Genomic DNA, 3,133 nt, shown 5'->3' on the forward strand with positions numbered 1-3,133 from the left:
GGGTGGTGTCCAGCACCAGCGGGATGTCCAGCGTGTGGAAGGCACCGAACCTGCCGCCCTCCAGCGGCGAGCCCCAGTCCAGCTGGTAGGCCCAGGTGGGCGCGCCCTGGCGTGCACGCGCCTCCAGCTCTTCCACCGCACCGCGCCACGAGCGGCCGGCGGTGGTGGCCGCGAAGAACACCTCCGTTGGCGTGTAGTGCGGATACAGGCGGCGGTACCCGTCAATCACCAGCGACGGCAGCAGGTCCACGTACTGCTCTTTTTCCAGCTTGGCCGGCAGCGTGTCCCAGGTGAGGGCGAAGTTGGCCGGGTCGTTGCCGAGGAAGGCGCGGGTTTCATCGTGGGTGTTGCCGATCACCATCGGGATTCCGGCGGACTGTGCCGGCGCCTCCGGCCAGAACGGATGCACCGGCAGCGACCGACCGTCCAGCACCGGACCCACGTACAGGCTGCTGTTCTCCACGCGCGACGGATCGCGCGCACGGGTGGCGGCCAGCAGCGCTTCCATTGGCAGCGTGCGCAGCGCGTCGGCATCGGCCGCGCCCACCGCCTGCATCGCGATCTGCGCGCGCTGGGTGGCCGCACGCGGGCCGGCGGCGGTGACCTGTTGCCCGCTCATGGTCCAGGCGCGCTGGAACAGGCCGCGCGCGGCCGGCATGGCCATCAGCGTGGCGATCTTGGCGCCGCCGCCGGACTGCCCGACCACGGTGATGTTGCCGGCATCGCCCCCGAACTCGGCGGCATGCTGGCGTACCCAGTGCAGTGCCTGCACCAGGTCGAGCTGGCCGACATTGCCCGAGTCGGCAAAGCGCGCATCGCCCAGCTGCGCCAGATACAGATAACCGAACACGTTGAGCCGATGGTTGACCGTGACCACCACCACGTCGCCCCGCCGGCACAGCGCACTGCCGTCGTACAGCGGGTCACTTCCGGAGCCGTTGTTGTAGGCGCCGCCGTGGATGTAGAACACGATGGGCCGCTTGCCGCCGTCGCGCAGCGCCGGGGTCCACACGTTGAGGTACAGGCAATCTTCGCTGCCGGGCCCGTCCGTGCCGGTCTGCGGGGCGGCATTGCCGTAGTCCAGCGCATCGCGCACGCCCCGCCAGGCCACCTCGGGCAGCGCCGGCTGGAAACGCCGGGGCGCGGTGTCGGCCCCATACGGGATGCCGCGGAACACGTTCACCCCCTGCTCGCGTTGCCCGCGCAACCGTCCACTGCGTACCCGGGCCAGGGGCGCGGCGTCAGGGCGCGGCCCGGGTACCCCGGCGAAGGCCGGCAGCGCGGGCAGGCTGGTGGCACCCAGCATCAGGGCATAGCGCGCGCTGTCGCGCAGGAAACGTCGACGCTGCAGGTCGGCGGGGGACTCACTCATGGCGCGCGGGCTCCGTGTGGCGCGAAGGGATCCAGCGCAGGGCCAGCTCGGGCCACTGCGCAACGGTCAAACCGGGTGGGATGCGCACGCCGAAGCCGTGGCCCCCCTGCGGGAACAGGTGCATTTCGGTGGACACGCCGGCCCGCAGCAGCGCCTGGTAATAGACCAGGCTGTTGTGCACCGACACCACGTTGTCGTCCTGTGCATGCACCAGGAACGTGGGCGGGGTATCGGCGCGGACCTGGTCCTGCATCGAGAACTGCCGCTGCAGCGCGCTGTCGGGGTGCGGCCCGAGCAGGCGCGCACGCGAGCCGGTATGCGCATGGGCGCCCATGTCGATCACCGGGTAGATCAGCAGCGCGACATCCGGGCGTGCGCTGAGCGCATCGGTGGCATCGCGATGCGGGTACACCGGCGTATCGAAGCCGGTGCTCAGCCGCGCGGCGACATGCCCACCGGCCGAAAAGCCCATCACCCCGATACGCGCCGGATCCAGCTGCCAGCGTGCGGCCCCGGCGCGGATCACCCGCATCGCGCGCTGTGCATCGGCCAGCGCCGCTTGGCGATCGCTGCGACCGGCGGGTAGCCGGTAGCGCAGCACGAACAGGGTCACCCCGCCCTGCGCGACGAACGCCGGCACCAGGGCGGTGCCTTCCTTGTCCAGCACGATACGCTGGTACCCGCCACCGGGCACCACCAGCAGCGCGCTGCCATTGGGGCGCGCTGGCCGGTACACCACCAGGTAGGGCGCGCTGACGTTGTCGATGTAGCGGTCCGGCAGCGCGGGGTCGGTGCTGCGTTCGATCACGTTGGGCGCGCTGGCCGGGCCGGTCTCGCCAGGGACCTGGCCCTGCGGCCACAGATCGATGCGGTCCGGCGCACCGGCCACCGGTTCGGTCGCCGGCACCGGGCGTTCGGCCGCGCGGGCCAGGGCCAGCGGACTGGCAAGCAACAGCACCATCAACAACGGCAGCAACAGGGGGCGGCGCATCCGCATCGGTCCTTTCCAGTTGGGGTATACCCCGGATCGTGCCTGACGATAGCGCCTCTGATGCGCTGCACATTGCCAATGACACCGGTTTACCATATACAGCTCATCCAGCCACTGTCGATTGGCAGTGCACCATTTCTCCGGGAGACCCGCTTGAGCAACGACAACGGCAAACAGGACCTGCCAGACCACGGTTTGGGTGAGATCGCCCGCCACTTCGTCGGCGCCCGCCAACACGGCCGATCCCTGCCGGATTTCCCGGGCACGATCCCCGCCGACCTGGTGACCGCCTACCAGGTGCAGGACCAGGCCATCGCGCTCTGGGACGACCAGGTGGTGGGCTGGAAAGTGGGCTACATCGCCGCCGAGCGCCGCGATGCCTCGGGCGATGACCGCCTGCTGGGCCCGATTTTCTCGCGCAATCTGCAAAATGCTACCGGTGGAACAGTGGACATTCCGGTGTTCGTCGGCGGCTTCGGCGCGGTCGAGGCCGAGTACGTGATCCAGCTGCAGGAAGACGCCCCGGCCGACAAGCTGCACTGGACGCCCGAAGAAGCCGAGGCGCTGGCCGCCAGGCTGTTCATCGGCGTGGAAGTGGCCAGCAGCCCGCTGGCCACCATCAACAAGCTCGGCCCGCGCGTGGTGGTGTCCGATTTCGGCAACAACAACGGCCTGGTGCTGGGTACCGAGATCGCCGACTGGACCCGCCTGGACGATGCCGACCTGCGTGCGGAAACCCGCATCGACGGCGAGGTGGTCGGTACCGGCGG

General features: G+C 69.9%; 2 protein-coding genes and 1 pseudogene. 1 reads left to right on the plus strand and 2 read right to left on the minus strand.

The window, feature by feature from the left end:
• Positions 1-1,372, minus strand: a pseudogene (locus tag DBR34_RS13410) (carboxylesterase family protein); the annotation flags it as partial.
• On the minus strand, positions 1,365-2,363 hold the full coding sequence (locus DBR34_RS13415) for an alpha/beta hydrolase (RefSeq protein WP_258223916.1): 999 nt from the start codon (positions 2,361-2,363) through the stop codon (positions 1,365-1,367). The gene DBR34_RS13415 and the pseudogene DBR34_RS13410, both read right to left, overlap by 8 nt.
• Positions 2,364-2,516: 153 nt before the next feature.
• Between DBR34_RS13415 and DBR34_RS13420 the strand changes: the two genes are divergently transcribed.
• The coding region (locus DBR34_RS13420) for a 2-keto-4-pentenoate hydratase (protein WP_128097158.1) at positions 2,517-3,133 on the plus strand (617 nt) is incomplete at its 3' end.

The organism is Stenotrophomonas sp. HMWF003 (assembly GCF_003061285.1).
Lineage (GTDB): Bacteria > Pseudomonadota > Gammaproteobacteria > Xanthomonadales > Xanthomonadaceae > Stenotrophomonas > Stenotrophomonas maltophilia_AP.